We start from the raw sequence: 19,389 nt of genomic DNA on the forward strand, positions 1-19,389 counted from the left end.
GACGAGCCAATCGGCCCGGAGCTTTATGGCACCGGCGCTAGTACCGAAGATGGACAGTTCATCAGAAGAGGCTGGATTCGAAACAGCTACTAGTCACTGGTCTTGAAGGTGTCTGGCCTTGGAACACGCCCGGGCCAGACACACTTTATTGCCTATAGCCCCCAGACTGGCTCGCGGGGCCTGGGTTAAAGAAATATCCCGGGACATCAACTATGTGATGTCCCGGGATATCCGGTGTGTGCGCGAGGGGGGACTTGAACCCCCACGCCCTTGCGGGCACTGGCACCTGAAGCCAGCGCGTCTACCAATTCCGCCACTCGCGCTTGTTCGCTACTCTCGCAGCAACGAAAATAATCTTATACACACTCGATTCGATTCTCCTAATCGAAATGGGCAAATGTGGTTAGCGACACAATTGAAACTCTTTAGGTGTCCAAATCGTTGCCGTATCGTCGGACTGCGTGCAGTTGGCATCCTGCATTTCCACAGCCGAAAACAGTAAGATCGACAGAGACGTTCCGCGCCACACGGGTCGCAGGAACCAAGCACTTGCCCTGCGACATGCGTGAATCTAAGAAAGGAGCGCTCGAAATGAGCTTTCTCGACAACGTCGAACGTGGTCTAGAGAAGGTCGTCACCAGCTTCTTTCGTGGCAACAGCAGCGCGGAGATCAAACCGGTGGAACTGACTACTGCCCTGCGCAATGAAATGGACCGGGGCATCCTGGCCATCAGCGAAGGGCGCAGCCTTGCCCCCAACGACTTTGTCGTACACCTGAGCAACGATGACTACCAGACCGCCAAGGCCTGGGGTTCCTCGGTTGTCAACGAAATGGCCAAGGTTACCGCCGAGCACGCGATGAGCCAGGGATACTCGGTGCGGGACAACATCCGCATTCACTTCGTGGGCGAAGAGGACCGCCGCCGCGGTGAAGTCGAGATCAGCGCCTCCATCAAGGAAGGCGCGGCAGGCGCCGCCGCCTCCGCGTCGGTAAAGAATCCAGCTCCCGCTCCCACACCGGCCGCAGCACCGGCTCCGGCAACCCCGGCGGCCGAGCAGCCACGCACCACCGCCCAGCCGCGGGCCGCGGCCCGCCCCGAACCGGCACGCGCCGCCCCGGCACCGGTGGCCAAACAGGCCGTGCTGGAGGTTGATGGCCAGCGCTATGCCCTGCACCATCATTCGATTGTGCTGGGCCGTTCAGCCTCCACCGACATCCCGATCGATGACCCGGGCGTTTCCCGGCAACATTTCCGTGTCGAACAAAGAGGAGATGACTACGTGGTGCTCGATCTGGGGTCCACCAACGGCACCTTCGTCGACGGCCGCAAGGTCAACGGCGAGACCCGGGTGGGCGATGGCTCGGTCATTTCCCTGGGCAAGACCAAGGTTGTCTTCCGACTCATCGCCCAGGGGCAGAAGGGACGCGCATGAACGACCTGCTGCTCGCCCTGTTCCGCCTGGGCTTCCTGGTTCTGCTGTGGCTTCTGGTGCTCAGCGTCGTGGGCGCCATGCGCCGTGACCTGGTCATCGGGACCCGCGCCCGCACCGGCCAGCCCAGCGCCCGGGCGATCAAGAAGAACCCGACACTGGCTGAACCCGAACCGACCGCCCGCAAGACGGCCACCGCCCTGCAGGTGGTGGAAGGCCCACTTTCCGGCCGCGAAATCAAGCTTGACGGCCAGCCGATCCTCTTTGGGCGCGCCCAGGATGCAACCGTCGTGTTGGAAGACGACTACGCCTCCGGTCGCCACGCCCGGCTCTTCCCGCAGGGTTCACGCTGGTTCCTGGAGGACCTGGGATCCACCAACGGCACCTTTATCGGGGAGAACCAGCTGTCGCGTCCGCAGCCCGTGGAATTGGGCCAGCGGATCCGCATTGGCAAGACTGTGCTGGAGTTGAAGGCCTAGCCTATGGCATTGAAGCTCAAGTTTGCCGCCCTGTCAGACGTAGGCCGAGTGCGTTCAAAGAACGATGATTCGGCCTACGTTGGCGAGTACCTGGCGGTGCTGGCCGACGGCATGGGCGGGCATGTCGGTGGCGATGTGGCTTCGGCCTCCACCGTGCTGGATTTGATCCACCTGGACCGCCGCTACACCCCGGACCCGCAGAACGCGCTGCCCGATGAGATCCAGGCGGCGAACCTGGTGCTGAACGAACTGGTGGGCGCGAACCCGAAGCTTTCGGGCATGGGCACCACCGTGACCTCGTTGCTGCTCTCCGAGGAAACGCTGCACCTGGCGCACATTGGCGACTCGCGCGCCTACCGCCTGAAGGACGGGGTGTTCGAGCAGATCAGCCGGGACCACACGTTCGTGCAGCGCCTGGTCGAGGAAGGCCGAATCCGCCCCGAGGAAGCATCGGTGCACCCGCACAAGAACGTGCTGCTGCGCGTCCTTGGCGATTCGGATGCCTCCCCCGAACTGGACATCCAGCAGCTGCCGGCCGCGGTCGGTGAACGCTGGCTGCTGTGCTCCGACGGCCTGACCGATGTGGTGCCCGACGAAATCATTGAGCAGGCGATGCGCACCACCGCGGACCTGGAGGAGATCGCGGCCGACCTGGTGGCCACGACCCTGCACAACGGGGCGCCGGACAACGTCACCATCGTCCTGTTCGACATTGTCGAAACTCCTGACCTGCCCCCGGTCCAGGCGGTCTCCGGAGAGCCGGAACCGGACACCGGACAGCTGACGATCGCCGTGGAGGGTGACATCGAGGCCAGCGCCTCGCTGATCCGCCATGAGATCTCCCAGCGCCCGCACGTACTGGTGGGCGCCGCCGACCTGGCCACCCAGACCGGGCAGATCCCGGTGGTAACCCAGAGCACCGGTGAGCGCCGCGCCGCGGCCCTGCTCACCCACCGTTCACCGGAAGCGGGCGACATGCTCGACCCGCTCGAGAGCCACGGCCCGCGTCGACGCTGGTTCCTGCCGGCGCTGCTGACCCTGATGAGCGTGCTGGTGGTGATCGTCGGCGCGTGGGGCTACCTGTGGACCCAAACCCAGTATTTCGTGGCTCCCAAGGACGGCAATGTGGCCATCTACCGCGGGGTGCCCCAGGAATTGGGGCCGATCTCCCTCTCCGAGGTGGAGTCGGTCAGCAATATCCCGCTCGAGGCCCTGCCCACCTATTCGCGTCAGCGGGTCGAGTCCTCGCTCTACGCGCAGGACCTGAACCACGCCCAGGCGATGGTGCACGAACTGCTGGTGACCGCCAAGCAGAAATGTCCGGTGCAGGCCCCGGCCAGGGACGACCAGAACAATGACCAGGAACCCGTGCCCGCCTACTGTGAGGAGATCATGCAATGAGCGAATTGCAGACAGCACCGGTTCCCCGGCGCAATTTCGAACTCCTCCTGCTCGTGCTCGCCCTGGGAGTTGGCTTCGCCGCCTTCTACCTGATCGGGACCGCCACCGAGGAAACCGACCGCAGCGGCTTCGTGTTGGAGATGGGGATCCTCAGTGGCCTGGCGCTGCTGGTCCACATCCTATTGCGGCTTTTCGCCAAATATTCTGATCCGGTAATACTTCCGATCACGATCGCCCTGAACTCGCTGGGTCTGGCCATGATCTACCGCCTGGACCTGGCAAAGTCCACGGAGCAATCGTTCCGCCAGCTGCTGTGGACGGGCATCGCCATGCTCATCGCCGCGGTGGTGATGTGGGCGGTGCGCGATCACCGCAACCTGCGCCGCTTTACCTATATCGCCCTGCTGGCATCCATTGTGCTGCTGCTGCTTCCGATGATTCCCGGGCTCGGGGTGACCATCAACGGCGCGCGGATCTGGATCCGGGTGGCCGGGTTCTCCCTGCAGCCCGGTGAGCTGGCCAAGATCACCCTGTCGATCTTCTTCGCCGGCTATCTCTCCTCCAACCGCGACCTGATCCTGATGGCCGGGCGCAAGGTCGGTCCCATGCAGCTGCCGCGCATGCGGGACATGGCGCCCATGGTGGTCGCCTGGATCCTGTCCATCGGCGTGCTGGTGGTCCAGCGCGACCTGGGGTCCTCGATCCTGTTCTTCGGCCTGTTCATCGTGATGATCTACGTGGCCACCGCCCGCATCTCCTGGGTGGTCATCGGCCTGCTGATGGTGGCGGTCGGCGGCGTGTTCGCCGCGACCACCATGAGCCACGTGACCCGACGCCTGACCACCTGGCTGGACGCGTTCAACCCGGACATCTACTACGCCACCGGCGGCAGCATGCAGATCGTCGAAGGCCTGTTCGGCATGGCCGACGGCGGGCTGATCGGCACGGGGCTGGGCAACGGTTCGCCCTACCGGGTGCCGCTGGCCAACTCGGACATGATCATCGCCTCCTTCGGCGAGGAGCTGGGGCTGATCGGCGTGGCCGCCATCATCATGCTCTACCTGCTGCTGGTCTCCCGTGGGCTGCGCGCCGCACTGGGATCGCGAGACAGCTTCGGCAAGCTGCTGGCCACCGGCCTGTCCTTCACCCTGGCGCTGCAGTGCATCGTGATCATTGGCGGGGTCACCCGGCTGATCCCGCTCACCGGTCTGGCCACCCCGTTCATGGCGGCCGGCGGATCCTCACTGCTGGCGAACTGGATCATTGTGGCGCTGCTGCTGCTGATCTCCCACAACTCACGCAGACCAATGACCGGGCATGTGGGCCCGACCGATGAAGTGGCCACCCCCGGTGCCAGCGATCCGAAGGCGGTGAAAAGCTAGTGAATCAGGCCATTCGGCGCGTTTGGGTTGCCCTGATGGTGATGTTCCTGGTCTGTTTCGGGGCGCTGAGCTACATCCAGTTCTTCGCCGCCGACCAGCTGGCGGGCAACGCCCTGAACAAGCGTGAGCTGTACCGTGAATTCGACATGCCCCGTGGGGCGATCCTGGTGGACGGCAAGCCGATCGCGGAGTCGGTGCCAACCGAGGACGGGCAGTTCACTTACCAGCGCGTCTACAACGACCCGGAGGTGTACGCGCACCTGACCGGCTTCTACTCGTTGGCCAACATGTCCACTCATCTGGAAAGCGAACTGAACGACTGGCTGACCGGCAAGAGCTCCGACCTGCTCTTTGACCGGCTCTCCGCGCTGTTCACCGGCAAGACCACCGAGGGCGCCTCGGTGGAGCTGACCATCGACGACGAGCTGCAGCACAAGGCGTTCAACATGCTGCCCGACGGACTGCGCGGCACCATCATCGTCACCGATGTGAAGACCGGCGACGTGTTGGCCATGGCCTCCAAGCCCAGCTACAACCCGAACAAGCTCTCGGTGCATTCCACCAAGGCCGCCTCGGAGAACCTGAAGAAGCTGACCGGCGTCAAGGGTTTGAGCCCCTACGTCAACCCGGCGCTGGGCAACCGGTTCAGCCCCGGATCGACCTTCAAGATCCTGGATCTGGTCACCGGGCTGGAGTCCGGGAAGTACGACATGGACACCCCGGTCCCCAACCCGCAGCAGGTGAACATCCAGGGCGCGAAGATCAGCAACTTCGCCGAGGGCATCTGCGCCAACCGGACGCAGGCGGATCTGCGCTTCATCACCGCGCAGAGCTGCAACACGCCGTTCGCGCAGATGAGCGAGAAGCTGGGTTCGGCACCGTTCGAGGACGTGGCCGAGCGCTTCGGCTTCAACCAACAGCTGAACATCCCGCTGAAGGTGACCGAAAGCCAGTTCAAGCCCAACATGAGCGCCGGCGAACTGGCCCAGTCGGTCATTGGCCAGCGTGACGTGCAGGCCACCCCACTGCAGATGAACATGGTCGCCATGGGCATCGCCAACGACGGGGTGATCATGCAGCCGAACCTGGTCAAGAAGGTCATCGCCCCGGACCTGCGGGTTCTGGAGGAGACCAAGCCGAAGGAGTTCTCCACGGCCACCACCAAGGAGGTGGCCAACAAGGTCGCCGAACTGATGAAGGGCCCGGTGCAGTCCGGCACAGCGATGCGGGCCAACGTGCCCGGCGTGGACCTGCGGGTCAAGACCGGCACCGCGGATGTGCCGGATGACCAGCCGGGGCGCACGGTGAACTCCTGGGTGACCGGCTTCGCCCCGGGCGATGACCCCGAAGTGGCCATCACGGTGGCCTTTGAAAGAATTGATTACGACAAGAACCACCGGTTGGCGGTTTCCCTTATGAAGCAAATGACAGAGGCGGTGTTCAACCAGTGAGACCAGTTACCGGTACTACATTGGGAGGTCGCTACAAGCTGACCGACCGCATCGCGATCGGTGGCATGGGCGAAGTCTGGAAGGCTCGCGACCAGGTGCTGGGTCGGCTGGTGGCCATCAAGATCCTCAAGGAGGAGTACACCGGCAACGAGGGCTTCCTCACGCGCTTCCGCGTGGAGGCCCGGCACACCGCACTGCTGAACCACCCGGGCATCGCCGGCGTCTTCGACTACGGCGAGGAAGAGGGCTCGGCCTACCTGGTCATGGAACTGGTGCCCGGCCCGCCGCTGTCAACCATCATTGAACGGGACCGCAAGCTGGATGTGGACCGCACGCTGTCGCTGATCGCCCAAACCGCCCGGGCCCTGGCCGCAGCGCACGAGCACGGGCTGGTGCACCGTGACGTGAAGCCGGGCAACATCCTGGTCACCCCCTCGGGCAAGGTGAAGATCACCGACTTCGGCATCGCCCGACTGGCCGACCAGGTCCCGCTGACCGCCACCGGCCAGGTGATGGGCACCGCCCAGTACCTGGCCCCGGAACAGGCCACCGGGCAGACCGCCACCGGCAGCTCGGACATCTACGCGCTGGGTGTCATCGGCTACGAGCTGCTGGCCGGACGCCGGCCCTTCACCGGCGAATCCCAGATCGCCATCGCACTGGCCCAGGTCAACGACACTCCCCCGCCGCTGCCCGAATCCATTCCGGCCCCGGTGCGCCAGCTGATCATGTCCATGCTGGCCAAGGACCCGGCCGACCGCCCGAAGAACGCCAACGCCCTGGCCGACGCCGCCGAGGCCCTGCGCCACGAGGACACGCACACCGCGGTGCTCGCGGTGCCGGGCATGCTGCGCACCGGGATCGAGGACACCGCCACCCAGGCGATGAACCTGGACGATGAGAAGACCCAGGCGGTGCCCACCCAGGACACCACGGTGCAGGCTGCCGCCCCGGCCACCAGCGCCCTGCCGGTCACCCCGGCGGCCACCCAGTCGCTGCAGGCCTCCTCCAGCTACCAGGACTTCGACTCCGATGGGCTGGCCGACAACGAGGACGCCCACGACCAGGAGGAGAGGAAGCGCGCCCCGTGGCTGGTCCCGCTGATCGTGGTCATCGTCCTGGCGGTGCTGATCGCCCTGGGCGCCTGGCTGATGCCGATGTTCACCGGCGCCAGCGACGATGATGAGTCCAGCGTCTCCCCCACGGTGAGCGCGAGCGAGACCAGCAGCGAGCCGAGCGAGGAAACCACCGAGCCGACGCAGAGCACCACCGCCGCCAGCTCCCCTTCCGAGGATGCGCAGTCGCCGAAGACCGTGCAGGTCAGCAACGCCTTGCTCGGCCAGCACATTGATGCGGTCACCGCGCAGCTGCGGGACCTGGGCCTGAAGGTGGACGCGGTGGCTCGGCCCATGCAGGACGAGGATCCGGGCAACGTCACCGACATTTCCCCGATGGGCACCGTCAACGCGGGCTCGACCGTGCGGGTCACCTACGCCATTGCCCCGGAAACCGTGGAGGTGCCCGGCGTGGTCGGCCAGTCCTCCAGTGCCGCCAGGTCGCAGCTGAAACAGGCCGGCCTGTCGGTCGGCTCGGTGACCGAGCGTGCCAGCGACGAGCCGGCCGGCACCGTGCTGAGCCAGAGCCCGGCCGCCGGCAGCAGCCAGGCCCCGGGGAGCAAGGTCAGCCTGGTCATCTCCTCCGGCCCGGAGCCCAGCCCCGAGCCGACCGAAGCCACCTCCTCGGCACCGGCCGAGACTTCCTCCCCTGCCGCCGCCCCCTCCTCCTCGCCCACTGCATCGGCCACGGAAGATAACTGATGAACGAACAGTCAGTGCTTCCGCCGGGCGTGCCCGACCTGGTGGCTGGGCGCTACGAGCTGCAGTCGCTGATCGGGCGCGGCGGGATGGCGGACGTGTACCTGGGCATGGACCGGGTGCTTTCCCGGAAGGTCGCCATCAAGCTGCTGCGCCCGGACATGGCGCGCGATTCGATGGTGGTGGCGCGCTTTGAGCGTGAGGCCAAGGCGGTGGCCGGGCTCAGCCACCCGAACATCGTGGGCGTCTACGACACCGGGGTCATCCCGGCCGGGGACACCCGGCCCGATGAGCTGCCCTACATCGTGATGGAGTACGTCACCGGTCGCACGCTGCGCCAAATGCTGAAGGAAGAGCGGATCGAACCCGAGTTCGCCGTGGACGTGATGCACGGGGTCTGCCAGGCGCTGGAGCACTCGCACGCGAACCACGTGGTGCACCGGGACATCAAGCCGGCCAACGTCATGGTCACCGACGACGGGCACGTCAAGCTCATGGACTTCGGCATCGCCCGGGCCGTGAACGACTCCTCGGCCACGATGACCCAGACCGCCGCGGTGGTGGGCACCGCCCAGTACCTCTCCCCGGAGCAGGCACGCGGGGAGATCGTGGACCACCGCACCGACATCTACTCCGCCGGCTGCCTGCTCTATGAACTGCTGGTGCACGAGCCACCCTTCACCGGGGACTCCCCGGTATCGGTGGCGTACCAGCACGTCGGCGAGGACCCGGTGCCGCCCAGCGAGGCAAACCCGGACGTTCCACAGATCTACGATGCTGTGGTGCTCAAGGCGCTGGCCAAGGAACGCGACGACCGCTTCGACTCGGCCGCGGACCTGTCCCGGGCCCTGGACGACGCGTTGCACGGCATCCCCTACCAAGACCCGCAGCTGGCCACCAACACCCAGCCCACGGTCGCCCTCTACCAGGAGCCGACCCAGGCGATGGACGCCGAGGCCGCCGCATACGATGCGTCCGCCACCCGTCCGCCCACCGACGAGCACCCGGTGTTCGCCAGCCGCCAGCAGCTGCACGACGCGACCCGGCGGCCCAAGTCCAACCGCGGCATGTTCTGGCTGATCTCCATCATTGCCGCGATCGCGGTCATTGTCGCCGGCTTCATGGTCTACCGGATGGTCCAGCTGGACCAGGAGCGCAACGCCCCGGTGGGCATCCCGAACGTGGCAAAGCTCTCCGAGGAGGAAGCCACCGCCCAGCTGACCGCGCTGAACCTGAACGTGCAGGTGGAGCACGAATACAGCGACGCCGTCGACGAGGACCTGGTGGTGCGCACCGACCCGAAGAGCGGTGCCTCGGTGCCCAAGGAAAGCCTGGTGCGCCTGTACATCTCCGACGGCTCTGAACAGCGCACCATCCCCGATTCGCTGGCAAACCAGACCGAGGTCGCCGCGCGCGAGGCACTGCGTGAAGCCGGGCTGGAAGTTGGCGAAGTCACCAGGATCAACCATCCAAGCATCCCCACCGACTGGGTGGTGCAGACCAGCCCGGAAATGGGTTCCAAGGTCAAGGTCGGCTCGCAGGTAGACCTGATCCTGTCCACCGGCAAGGTCACCGTCCCGGATGTCACCGGGTCCAGCCTGGATGACGCCAAGGCGAAGCTCGAGGCCGATGACCTCGGCCTGAAGGTGCAGTACACCTATGAGGAGAGCAGCGAAGCCGTCGACACCGTGCTCGAGCAGTCCTCCGGCCCGAACGAGGATGTGGAACAGGGCAGCACCATCCAGCTGACCATCGCCCGGGCGGCCGCCTCTTCCAGCCCATCGCCGGATGAATCGGCTGAGTCCAGCGAATCCCCCAGCGAGAGCCCTTCGCCATCGGCCAAGGAGGACTAGCTCCCTGTCTCCCGCCCCGGGCGGGAGGCTACGCGGAGAAGAGCGGGCTGAGCCCGGCGGCTTTGGCAGCGGCTCCCTCGAGCCCCACAAACTGCAGCCAGTTGCCCAGCATCAGGTAGCCATCCTGGGTCAGCACCGATTCCGGGTGGTACTGCAGCCCCCAAAGCGGCGCGGTGCGGTGCGCCAGACCCATCACTACCCCGTCCTCGGTTTCGCAGATGATTTCCAGTTCCTGCGGGATCGTGGAGCGCACCGCGGCCAGTGAGTGGTAGCGGGTTGCCGTGAACGGGTTGGCCACCTGCGCGAAGACCGGGTGCTCAGCATGACGCACCAGCGAGGTCTTGCCGTGCATCAGCTGTTCGGCGTGGGTCACCGTGCCACCGTAGGCCTCGGCGAGGGCCTGATGCCCCAGGCAGACCCCAAGCATCGGCTTGTTGTGCTCGCCGCACCATTTGATCAGGTCAATGCTGACCCCGGCCCCGGCCGGATCCCCCGGCCCAGGCGAGATGAGCACCCCGTCATGCTCCTGGGCCAGCGCAATGGCCCCGGAAAGGTCCCGGTCGTCGTTGCGGATGACCGTGGTCTGCGCCCCCAGCTCCTGCAGGTATCCGACGAGGGTGTAGACAAAGCTGTCGTAGTTGTCGATCACCAGGATCTTTGTCGCACTCACAGTATCCTCAAACCAATCGTCGACTCGGTAAAGGGGCTGAACTGGCTCAGCCACGGGAAAACATACACCATCAGTAATAGTACGACTGCGGCAATCAGAATCAGTGCCTGGATGACGCGAAACCACAGCGGTCCGGGCAAATTACGAAAAATCCATGAATACATTTCCTACTCCTAGCTCGTGGCGTCCTTGACCAAGTTCCGGATCTCCTCGGGAGGCCCCGCCTCCAGCGGTCGCCAGCTGGTCAGTTCTGAGTAGGCGATGATCCGTTCACGGGTGGTGAACGGCGGATGGCAGCTGGTCATGGTCAGGATCGAGGTGGTCGGTTCGGCTCCGTACTCGTGGGGCACCGGCAACAGCACTTCTCCGGCGCTGGGCGGGACGATCTCGGTTTTGCGCCAGGTGTAGGTGTAGTACCCCTGCCTGGTCTGCAGGTAGACCTTGTCGCCGTCCCCGAGCTTGTCGATGTCCCAGAAAACCTGTCCGTGCGTCTGGCGGTGGGCCGCGACCGCGAAGTTGCCCTGCTCCCCCGGCTTCTGGGTCTTGGGATAGTGGCCGATGCCCACGCTGTCGATCACATCGCTGCCCACTCCGTTGGTGACCGGATGATGCGTTCCATTTCGGCCAAACTGCGGAAAATACATGATTCCGAAGGTCTCTGCATCGGCGATCTCCGTAACGGGGGCCGGGCCGTAGTCCTTTTCATCCACCGTCTCGGGGATGTTCACTTCGCCCAGGCTTTGCACCAGCTCACCGGTGGCCTGTTTCTGCGCGTGGGCCGAGTCAATATTCGTCCACCATAATTCCCACACAACGAAGAGCATCAACACGATTCCGAGGGTGATCAGCAGTTCCCCGAAAAACCCGAGCAGACGATTGCCCACGCTGACGGGACGGCGGTCGGTTCGGCGTCCGGGCCGGGCAAGCGTTCGGTTCAAAGGGGCGGTCCTTAGCACGGGATACTTGGAGCAAAGTTGTTCGCATCATAGCCAGTTAGCCCCCGCGGGAAGCGGCGCAACGGCTAGTATGGAAGCTACGCGAAGTATCGTCTTGTCGGTGATACTTCGTTCCTAAGACTACCGGGAACGCCGTGGCGAGTCCTGTTTAATACAATGAGCTGATGAAGCTAGGGAGCTATACATTGCCGGAATCGAAGCGTCGCACGAAGAAGCCCCAGGCCGCCGCGGAGCGCGCGGCGCGCAGCGCTGAGAGCCCGAATCCGGTTTGGTACAAGCCGGTAATGTTCGGGCTGATGCTCCTTGGCCTGGTCTGGGTCATGGTGTACTACATTTCGCAGACGCTCTTCCCCATCCCCAACATTGGTGGCTGGAACATCGTGATCGGTTTTGGCATTGCCATGATCGGCTTCTTCATGACCACAAATTGGAAATAGTTTCCGCGACACCGCTGTGGTCCGCAGCGTAGACAGCCTAAAGCCCGGCGGCCTGTGCCGCGGACATCAGAATCCGACCGAAACTGTCCAGTGCCCGCGAACCCATGGACCACCGTTGCCAGTACAGCGGCACCTCAATGCTCCATGCATCGTCAAGACGGTGCAGCTCAGGCAGCTGCCGCAGCTGCAGTTCCGGCAGCATCCCCCAGCCCATACCTGCCTCAATTGCCGTAGCATAACGCCACGAATCCGGGACGTAGTGCGTCGCCACTCCGTCCCACGTTGACTGTCCGGTTACTCGTCCACGCAGCTGGGCTTGCAGCGGATCGTCGCGGTCAAAGATCACCACCGGGGCCACCGCCAGCCAGTCACGTGGCGCCATCCCGTCTCGGCGGGCAATGAATTCCGGTGATGCCACCGCCCAGTAGCGCATGGTTCCCAACTTTTGCACCGCGCATCCTTGCACCGCATCGGCGCTGGTCGTCACCACCCCACTGACCTCGCCCTTCCTCAGCAGTTCCGCGTTACGGTGCTCATCTCCCCTGCGCAAATCACAAATGAGGTCCTCGCGGCGACCCAGTTCCCGCAGAACGTCGATGAACCAAGTTGCCAGGGAATCGGCATTGACGCCAATGGTGATCCGTTGGGGCGTTTCCGCATGCTCCCCTTCCCCCAGATGCGTGTTCAGCTCTCTGCCCAGGGAGACGATCTGGCGCGCGTAGCGCAGCACCGTGACACCGGGCTCGGTGGGCCGCACCGGCTTACTACGCAACACGAGAATGGTCCCGGCCCGTTTCTCCAGTGCCTTCATGCGCTGACTCACCGCTGAAGCGCTGATCCCCAGGTCAATGGCGGCGCCATCGAAGCTGCCAGCCTCGATGACTGCCAGAAGAGTCTCCAGCTGCTCAAAATCGAAGTTCACATTAGCAACTCTAAAGTGTCCTAAGACTTTTAAGTTCGACAACAGTTCTGGGGTTTTTCTACTGTTGCTACATGCTTGCTACACCTGCCCTGTTGGGCTTCGGCACCGGACTGTCGCTCATCGTCGCGATCGGCGCCCAAAATGCCTTCATCCTGCGCCAGGGAATCACTCGTCAGCACGTTTGGGTGGCGATCATCATCTGCATGCTCTCGGACATTGTCCTGATCTCTGCGGGTATTGCCGGCCTGGGTGCCCTGATAGAGCGCGCGGAATGGATCATGAGTGCGGCACGCATAGGTGGAGCACTTTTTCTGGCACTCTATGCCCTCTTCGCGCTACGCCGCGCGCTCTCTCCCACGAGCATGGCTACCAAGAACTCCCCCAGCGAATCCTCGGCATGGAGAGTGGCGTTGACCACCCTCGCCCTCACCTGGCTCAACCCTCACGTCTACGTTGATACCGTTCTGCTCTTGGGTTCTATCGGCAACTCATTTGCCGGTGCCCGTTGGCAGTTTGGTGCTGGTGCCATCGTCGCCAGCTTGGTCTGGTTCATGGCCCTCGGTGTTGGCTCGCGTTATTTGGCGCGCATCTTCGCCAAGCCACGCGCTTGGCAATTGCTCGACGGGTTCATCTGCCTGTTCATGCTCTACTTTGCGATCCGCCTGATCCTCCCCCTGTTCTAGGCGGAAAATCCCGCCCCGAGCCGCCGGCGACATCCTCCTTGCCTAATAGGCGGGCGATTTGATTGCGCAGTTATCAACAGCTCCCCACATCTATCCACAGCACCTGTGGGAATCTTTCGCGACAACTTGTTCACAAAGTTATCCACAGCTGGGGAGAAGTCCGTCGGCGCCTCCCCCAAAAGAACCGAAAACCCGGGGATCCCGGGAAGTGGAGGGAGGGGAATTACACGCCTGTAAGTTATTAACAGTGTGGATTACCGCTGTGGATACGAGCACTTTGAGTCACCAGAAGTCCATATAAGTACATGTCAGCCTTGAGTCGTTTAAAAATTCGAATCAGGCGATCCGAATGCTTCCATGCTCGGAAAACGTGAATCTACAGGCCCTGTTTAAAAGTTATCCACAGGTGTGGAGATTCCTGTGTAAAATAGTTGAACGTCTGCCCTCCAGCCCCGGCAACAAGGGGATCCACGGCATCTAACAACCCGGTTCGGCTCGGGAATTACATGTGTGTAAGTTATTAACAGTGTGGATAAGCAGTGTGGATAAGGCACTGGAGTAGTGTTCGAACTAGGCCAGTGGAAAACGAACGGTCACCGCTGCCAGATAGAGCATGCCCGTTACCACCACGCTGAGAATACCGAGCAGAACAAATTGCAAGGTCGTCCGCTGGGATCCCTTGGGGATAAGTACGATGGACGCTGCGGCAGCTAGGCCAAGCACTGCTCCGCCTAGGTGGCCTTGCCAGGAGATTCCGGGCACCACGAAGCCCATAACGACATTTAGCAGTAGGACAATTCCCATTTGGCGCAACGCGGTCCGGTTGGTACGGAAAACCACAAACAAGGCCAGGAACAAACCCGAGAGCGCTCCCGATGCACCCAAAGTCGCAGTGTACGGGTCACTGAGAAGCAAGACGCCCAGAGAACCACCCAAGGCCGAGAGGAAATAGAGCCAGCCAAAGCGCATGCGTCCAAGACGCGGTTCCAGCAGCACCCCGCAGATATACACGCCGTACATATTCATGGCGATATGCAGCAAAGACCCCTGCGAGTGGGCGAAAGCGCTGGTCAGTACACGCCAGGGCTCCCAGTAAGCCAGTGCGCCGACGAGCACTATTTGCTGCGTGAAATTGGGGATGACCCATTGCAGGACATATATCAGCAAATTTACGCCGATCAGGGTGTAGGTCACCACCGGTTTTGCACTCGAGCGGGCGGTCCCACCAAACTCGGTCTTCGCACTGGGTATGGCCCTGTTGGCGTTGCGGACACACTCAATGCATTGCACCCCTACCGGGGCAGAGACCTGGCACCGTGGGCATACTGGTCGCCCACATCGATGGCAGGACACGTAGGAGATCTGGTCTGGATGCCGGTAGCACGTCGGTACCTGCGTTGATTCCGGTGAGACTTGCCCGTAGGACATGGGGGTGTTCCTCAGATATTTAGTGTTGGGGAAGCGGCGGGGACGTTAAAGGTATGGGCTCCGCCCGCCACTTCAATGGCGACCGGAGCCCGCGGCGTCGATGACGCGAAGATCCTAGAGGGTCTCGATATCGATCGAATCGATGACGACGTCCTCAAGCGGCTTGTCACGCCCGTCGGTGGCCACTGCGTTCAGCGAGTCAACGATCTTGCGCGAGTCCTCGTCAACAACCTCACCGAAGATGGTGTGCTTGCCCTGCAGCCAGGTGGTGGGAACGGTGGTGATGAAGAACTGGGATCCGTTGGTTCCACGACCCATGCGAATGCCGGCGTTCGCCATGGCCAGCTTGTAGGGCGCGTTGAAGTCCAGCTCAGGGTTGATCTCGTCATCAAACTGGTAGCCGGGGCCGCCAAAGCCCTGGCCCAGCGGATCGCCGCCCTGAATCATGAAGTCGGAAATGATGCGGTGGAAGATCGTGCCGTTGTACAGCGGGGTATCGGTCTTCTTATCGCCAGTTTCGGGATGCACCCATTCCTGCTCACCGGTGGACAGTCCCACGAAGTTCTTCACGGTCTTCGGGGCGTGGTTGCCAAAGAGGTTGACGACGATGTCGCCCTTATTGGTGTGGATTGTGGCTTTATGCGTTGCAATTGCGGTCATGCTCCTTATTCTCCCACGTTGAGACCGGCGACCGCCAAAGACACCTGTACGCGTTGAGTGAAAAACGCCGTAAAGGCGTGGTCTGGCGATTCCCGCATGGTGCGACAGGGAGAAAGTGCATAGGCTGGATGAGTCGAAGGTCTTCCATTGGGCCAGCGCGTGGCCTAGCTAAAGGAGTTCACATGGAAAAGAAGAAGTTCGGGTTCGGCAAGTTCATGATGATCGGTGTGCTCGCCGCGGCCGTTGCCGCGTTAGTAGCGGTGTGGAAGGCGTCAAAGCCGATTGAAGACCCCTGGCAAATGCCGGCCCCTTCGACTGAGCCGCAGTCTCCGGTGGCAAAGTCCACGGAAGCCGAGACCGAAGACATTCGCAAGCTGGCGTCCGAATAGCAAAAAAGACCAAGCCAAGCACGTGTATTCCTTTAAGGGAATGCACGTGCTTGACTAGTTTTACGGTGATTCGAGAGGCACAGTGGGTGGCTCGGGCTTGGCTTGTCCGCGGACCACGAGAACTAGGCCGCCGAGGATCACGATCAGGCCCAGAATGGTTCCGGCGGGCACGAGCTGGCCGATCATCAGCGCCGCGATGAATGCCGCACCGGGGATCTCGAGCAAAATGAGAGTCGAGACCGTCAGTGGACCGAGGATGCTCAGCAAATGGTTTAGGGCCGTATGACCCAGAAGCTGCGAACACACGGTGAGCGCGACGATGCCAAACCATCCCCAGGCGTCAAAACCCCAGATCCGCTCCCCGGCCAGGAGGCAAATCGCCAGCAGTACCAGGGAGGTCACGGCATAGCAGACCGATGCATAGGCACCGGTTGACATTGTCCGCCGCGCCACCGACCCCGCTAGGGTATATGCTCCTGCAAGCATTCCTCCGAGGATAGCCAGAAGGTCACCGATAATGGCCTCACGCCCCTGCCCGAGATCAAAACCGGTGATGATCACGACGCCGGTGATGGACAGCGCAATTCCCAGGAACACCATGCGGGTGTAGCTAACTCCCCGCAACCGTTGGAACACCACAATCCAGACACCCTGGATGCAGACCAAGGCCGTTGCGGCAGCCACCGAGGTCATGCGCACTGCGTACATGAAGCAGACGAAGTGCAAAGCCAAGCAGACTCCGGCGATGGAGCAAAAGGCCCATTCGCGTCGACCCATGCGGCGAAACGAGGTCGGATCCCGGTGCAGTGTCGGCGCCACCAGCACCGCGGTGGCGCCGAAGTTCCGCCACAAGGCCATCGCCAAGACGGGAACACCGGGAAACGCCGCAATCAGTGGGCCGGAGGCGGAGACTCCCAGGACGCCTACGATCACAAGAAGGATGGTCACCAATCAAGGCTACATTTCCGTGCCGCTGTTGGCCGCCTCGCGAGTCCTATGTTGCCGCAAGGTGCTGTAGCCGCCTGTGGCCGGCTAGTTCTTGGAGGCGCCTGCTGCCTCGGCGTTCTGGCGCCGACGTCGCCAGAACGCGGCCACGAGGGCTCCTGAGAGGTTGTGCCAGACGGAGAACACCGCGCCTGGAAGAGCGGCTTCAGGGGAGAAGTACTGGGTTGCCAATCCGGCGGCCAATCCCGAGTTCTGCATTCCCACTTCGATGGATACGGTGCGCTTGGACCCCTCGGGCAACCGTAGTGCGGCTCCGACTCCATAACCCAGCAGCAGTCCTGCCGCGTTGTGCAGGATCACCGCAACCAGCACCAGCAGTCCGGCCTGCAAAATGGTCTGGGCGCTGCCGGCAACGATGATGGTGACCACGAACGCGATCGCCAGTACGGAAACCCAGGGCAGGGCCTTGAGGACGGCTTCCACCGCCCGGTTGAACAGCAACCGGATGACCAGGCCCAGCAGGACCGGAATCAGCACAATTTGAACTACGGTGCCGGCCATCGACCCGGCAGCCACCGGCAGGTACTGCCCGGCCAGCCAAAGCGTGAGCAGGGGAGTGAGCAGTGGTGCCAGCAGGGTGGAGACACTGGTCATGGCCACGGACAGTGCCACATTGCCGCGTGCCAGGTAGGTCACGACATTGGAGGCGGTGCCGCCGGGGGCACAGCCGACCAGGATGACGCCGGCGGCCAGCGCGGGATCCAGGCCCAGCAGCGCGGCGATGGCCCAACCCACCAGCGGCATGATGACAAACTGGGCGCAGACCCCGCCCAGCACCGGAAGCGGATGACGCAGCACCATCCCGAAGTCCGGCAGGGTCAGGGTCAGTCCCATGCCGAACATGATCACCATCAGCAGCGGATTAATCAACGGGGAGAGCGGCTGGAAGGCTGCGGGCATCAGCATGCCGGTCAGCCCGCCAAGCAGGATCAGGGCCGGAAAGAGCAGTACCGCGGTGCGTGAACTGCGGGTTTCGTTTTCCTGCGCGGCATCAGCGGTATATGGGTCGTGCGTGGGCATGTGCAATATCATGGCACGGCGGTGCACGAACGCGAAGTTCATCCCGGGGAGCCGAGCGGTTCATGAAGCGGCCATATGCGCCTTCCACGATGGGTGGCGTGAAGGTTAGCATCGTCGCCGAATCGTTCCTGCCCCACACCAACGGAGTCACCAATTCGGTGCTGCGCACCCTGGAGCATCTGCGGGCCACCGGCCACGAGGCCGAGGTGATCGCCCCTGCCGCCTCCCAGGCGCTGCAGCGTCGCGGGAGGGGGGTTCCGGGGCAGTACTGCGGCTTTCCGGTACGCACCCTGCCCTCTATGTCCCTGGCCAGCTATCCCAGCGTCCGGTTGGCCGCTGGCCCGGTCGGGGTGTTGCGCCGCATGTTCCACGCCTCGGCCCCGGATGTCGTCCACCTGGCCAGTCCCTTCGTGCTGGGCTGGCGGGCACTGCGGGCGGCGGGGGAGCTGGGCCTGCCCACCGTGGCGGTCTACCAGACCGAGGTGCCGGCCTATGCCCGTCCGTACCGCGTGCCCTGGCTCGAGGCCCGGCTGTGGGAACATGTGCGGGCCATTCACCTGGCGGCGGACCTGACCCTGGCCCCCAGCACGTTCTCCCGTTCGCAGCTGCAGCAGCTGGGGGTGGGACGCGTCAAGCTGTGGCGCCGGGGCGTGGACACCGCCCTATTCACCCCGGTGCGAAGAAACGAGCAACTGCGGCAGCGCCTGGCGCCCGGCGGACAGCGGATCATCGGCTACGTGGGACGCCTGGCAGCGGAGAAGCAGGTCGCCGACCTGCGGGTACTGGCTGGCCTTCCCGGCACGCGGCTGGTGATCGTCGGTGACGGGCCGTTGCGTGAAAGCCTGCAGCAGCAGCAGCTGCCCGGTGCCGTTTTCCCCGGCTTCCTGCGCGGCATCGAGCTGGCCGAGATGTTGGCCTCCCTGGATCTGTTCGTGCACCCGGGGCAGTCGGAGACCTTCTGCCAGACCATCCAGGAGGCCATGGCCAGTGCGGTCCCGGTGGTGGCGGTTGGACGCGGGGGACCGGTGGACCTGGTCTCTTCCTCGCACAACGGCTGGCTGTATCAGCCCGGGAACCTGGTGCAGCTGCGTTCCCAGGTGGCCGATTTGATCTATGATGACGCCAAGCGCGCGGCGTTTGCCGCGGCGGCGCTGGAAAGCGTCCAGGAGCGCTCCTGGGGCCGCATCGGGGATCAGTTGCTCGGCCACTACGTTGCCGCCGCAGAGCACGCATTGACGGGCCGCTGAGCGTTTTCTCCTGGCAGGCGCCGGGAACCTGGCGTGGTTAAAGCAAAAATCCCATCCGGTGTGGGATGGGATTCTATGTGCTGGTGGAGGTAAGGGGACTCGAACCCCTAACCCTCTGCTTGCAAAGCAGATGCGCTACCAATTGCGCCATACCCCCGCAG

The 19,389-nt window shown here is 63.4% G+C and carries 19 protein-coding genes and 2 tRNA genes; 11 read left to right on the forward strand and 10 right to left on the reverse strand.

Annotated features, from left to right (window positions below; all coding sequences use genetic code 11):
• Window positions 1–239: 239 nt before the first annotated feature.
• Window positions 240–323 (reverse strand) — tRNA-Leu (locus FDN03_RS09670).
• Between the two features lie 268 nt (window positions 324–591).
• Between FDN03_RS09670 and FDN03_RS09675 the strand changes: the two genes are divergently transcribed.
• Genes FDN03_RS09675 through pknB form a run of 7 tightly spaced genes read left to right on the forward strand, consistent with a single transcriptional unit; the run spans window position 592 to window position 9,811 of the window.
• Window positions 592–1,434, forward strand: coding sequence for a DUF3662 and FHA domain-containing protein (locus tag FDN03_RS09675; protein ID WP_138176408.1), 843 nt, complete (start codon window positions 592–594; stop codon window positions 1,432–1,434).
• Entirely contained in the window at window positions 1,431–1,910 is a 480-nt protein-coding gene (locus tag FDN03_RS09680) for an FHA domain-containing protein (RefSeq protein ID WP_054821811.1), read from the forward strand. Before FDN03_RS09675 ends, FDN03_RS09680 begins: the two co-directional genes overlap by 4 nt.
• Before the next feature lie 3 nt (window positions 1,911–1,913).
• Window positions 1,914–3,311 carry a PP2C family serine/threonine-protein phosphatase gene (locus tag FDN03_RS09685; protein ID WP_138176410.1) on the forward strand — a complete coding sequence of 466 codons (1,398 nt, stop codon included), beginning with the start codon at window positions 1,914–1,916 and terminating at the stop codon, window positions 3,309–3,311.
• The gene (locus FDN03_RS09690; RefSeq protein ID WP_054821388.1) at window positions 3,308–4,693 is read left to right on the forward strand and encodes an FtsW/RodA/SpoVE family cell cycle protein; all 1,386 of its coding nucleotides are present in this window, start codon (window positions 3,308–3,310) and stop codon (window positions 4,691–4,693) included. Before FDN03_RS09685 ends, FDN03_RS09690 begins: the two co-directional genes overlap by 4 nt.
• Window positions 4,693–6,144 carry a penicillin-binding transpeptidase domain-containing protein gene (locus FDN03_RS09695; protein ID WP_138176412.1) on the forward strand — a complete coding sequence of 484 codons (1,452 nt, stop codon included), beginning with the start codon at window positions 4,693–4,695 and terminating at the stop codon, window positions 6,142–6,144. The genes FDN03_RS09690 and FDN03_RS09695 overlap by 1 nt, the downstream gene beginning before the upstream one ends.
• 20 nt (window positions 6,145–6,164) lie before the next feature.
• Window positions 6,165–7,961, forward strand: coding sequence for a protein kinase (locus FDN03_RS09700; protein ID WP_349291712.1), 1,797 nt, complete (start codon window positions 6,165–6,167; stop codon window positions 7,959–7,961).
• On the forward strand, window positions 7,961–9,811 hold the full coding sequence (gene pknB, locus FDN03_RS09705; RefSeq protein ID WP_138176415.1) for a Stk1 family PASTA domain-containing Ser/Thr kinase: 1,851 nt from the start codon (window positions 7,961–7,963) through the stop codon (window positions 9,809–9,811). Before FDN03_RS09700 ends, pknB begins: the two co-directional genes overlap by 1 nt.
• Window positions 9,812–9,839: 28 nt before the next feature.
• Here the strand turns inward: pknB and FDN03_RS09710 are convergent, their stop codons facing one another.
• The 3 genes from FDN03_RS09710 to FDN03_RS09715 are packed head-to-tail and all read right to left on the reverse strand — an operon-like array spanning window position 9,840 to window position 11,419.
• On the reverse strand, window positions 9,840–10,481 hold the full coding sequence (locus tag FDN03_RS09710) for a gamma-glutamyl-gamma-aminobutyrate hydrolase family protein (protein ID WP_138176417.1): 642 nt from the start codon (window positions 10,479–10,481) through the stop codon (window positions 9,840–9,842).
• Entirely contained in the window at window positions 10,478–10,645 is a 168-nt protein-coding gene (locus FDN03_RS16430; protein ID WP_171021201.1) for a hypothetical protein, read from the reverse strand. The genes FDN03_RS09710 and FDN03_RS16430 overlap by 4 nt, the downstream gene beginning before the upstream one ends.
• A 9-nt stretch (window positions 10,646–10,654) precedes the next feature.
• The gene (locus FDN03_RS09715; RefSeq protein WP_138176419.1) at window positions 10,655–11,419 is read right to left on the reverse strand and encodes a class E sortase; all 765 of its coding nucleotides are present in this window, start codon (window positions 11,417–11,419) and stop codon (window positions 10,655–10,657) included.
• A gap of 203 nt (window positions 11,420–11,622) precedes the next feature.
• On the opposite strand from FDN03_RS09715, the gene FDN03_RS09720 reads away from it, so the two are divergent.
• The gene (locus FDN03_RS09720; RefSeq protein WP_054820827.1) at window positions 11,623–11,874 is read left to right on the forward strand and encodes a cell division protein CrgA; all 252 of its coding nucleotides are present in this window, start codon (window positions 11,623–11,625) and stop codon (window positions 11,872–11,874) included.
• Window positions 11,875–11,911: 37 nt separating this feature from the next.
• On the opposite strand, the gene FDN03_RS09725 is transcribed toward FDN03_RS09720, so the two are convergent.
• Window positions 11,912–12,796: an ArgP/LysG family DNA-binding transcriptional regulator gene (locus FDN03_RS09725; protein ID WP_138176421.1), complete on the reverse strand. Its 885-nt coding sequence runs from the start codon at window positions 12,794–12,796 to the stop codon at window positions 11,912–11,914.
• A gap of 71 nt (window positions 12,797–12,867) precedes the next feature.
• Here FDN03_RS09725 and FDN03_RS09730 point away from each other — a divergent pair, with 71 nt between their 5' ends.
• Window positions 12,868–13,479: a LysE/ArgO family amino acid transporter gene (locus FDN03_RS09730; RefSeq protein ID WP_138176423.1), complete on the forward strand. Its 612-nt coding sequence runs from the start codon at window positions 12,868–12,870 to the stop codon at window positions 13,477–13,479.
• Between the two features lie 570 nt (window positions 13,480–14,049).
• Here the strand turns inward: FDN03_RS09730 and FDN03_RS09735 are convergent.
• Both FDN03_RS09735 and FDN03_RS09740 read right to left on the reverse strand, forming a co-directional pair.
• A complete protein-coding gene (locus tag FDN03_RS09735; RefSeq protein ID WP_246049659.1) occupies window positions 14,050–14,673 on the reverse strand; it encodes a rhomboid family intramembrane serine protease in 624 nt (207 codons plus the stop codon).
• A 348-nt stretch (window positions 14,674–15,021) separates the two neighbouring features.
• Window positions 15,022–15,567, reverse strand: coding sequence for a peptidylprolyl isomerase (locus FDN03_RS09740; protein WP_138176427.1), 546 nt, complete (start codon window positions 15,565–15,567; stop codon window positions 15,022–15,024).
• A gap of 182 nt (window positions 15,568–15,749) precedes the next feature.
• Here FDN03_RS09740 and FDN03_RS09745 point away from each other — a divergent pair, with 182 nt between their 5' ends.
• Complete coding sequence (locus FDN03_RS09745; protein WP_054820821.1) at window positions 15,750–15,956, forward strand: hypothetical protein; 207 nt, start codon at window positions 15,750–15,752, stop codon at window positions 15,954–15,956.
• A 60-nt stretch (window positions 15,957–16,016) separates the two neighbouring features.
• Here the strand turns inward: FDN03_RS09745 and FDN03_RS09750 are convergent, their stop codons facing one another.
• On the reverse strand, window positions 16,017–16,904 hold the full coding sequence (locus tag FDN03_RS09750; protein WP_138176429.1) for a DMT family transporter: 888 nt from the start codon (window positions 16,902–16,904) through the stop codon (window positions 16,017–16,019).
• Between the two features lie 84 nt (window positions 16,905–16,988).
• Window positions 16,989–17,981, reverse strand: a complete 993-nt coding sequence (locus FDN03_RS09755) for a bile acid:sodium symporter family protein (RefSeq protein ID WP_138176431.1) — start codon at window positions 17,979–17,981, stop codon at window positions 16,989–16,991.
• Between the two features lie 98 nt (window positions 17,982–18,079).
• On the opposite strand from FDN03_RS09755, the gene FDN03_RS09760 reads away from it, so the two are divergent.
• Window positions 18,080–19,228: a glycosyltransferase family 1 protein gene (locus tag FDN03_RS09760; protein WP_138176433.1), complete on the forward strand. Its 1,149-nt coding sequence runs from the start codon at window positions 18,080–18,082 to the stop codon at window positions 19,226–19,228.
• Between the two features lie 81 nt (window positions 19,229–19,309).
• Here FDN03_RS09760 and FDN03_RS09765 read toward each other — a convergent pair.
• A tRNA-Ala gene (locus FDN03_RS09765) sits at window positions 19,310–19,385 on the reverse strand.
• Window positions 19,386–19,389: the final 4 nt, after the last annotated feature.

It is taken from the genome of Glutamicibacter sp. V16R2B1 (assembly GCF_005774635.1).
In the GTDB taxonomy this organism is placed as follows: Bacteria; Actinomycetota; Actinomycetes; order Actinomycetales; family Micrococcaceae; genus Glutamicibacter; species Glutamicibacter creatinolyticus.